1 protein-coding gene is annotated in these 246 nt (G+C 42.7%); it reads right to left on the reverse strand.

Annotated elements, in window-relative coordinates:
• On the reverse strand, positions 1–225 hold a 225-nt coding region (locus A3757_RS04255), incomplete at its 3' end, for a hypothetical protein (protein WP_156506168.1).
• Positions 226–246: the final 21 nt, after the last annotated feature.

The raw sequence follows: 246 nt of genomic DNA on the forward strand, positions 1-246 counted from the left end.
TTCGGATACAACCTCATCTAACCGGCTGTTTAGCTGTAAACCTTCACGTCCAAACCTTGATACCACTTTTGCCGAATCAACTGTCTTGTCGGCGATTTTAAGAAGATCGGCGTCAGACTCGTTTTTTACGAACGGTAACAGCCATGCTGGGGCATTTGTTTCTGTCACTTCTCCGCTAGCAAGCTTTGAAAGCCAAAGAGTTACAGTAGATTCTTTTAAAAACATCAAGTATCCGCAGAATTAGAA

It is taken from the genome of Oleiphilus sp. HI0117 (assembly GCF_001635235.1).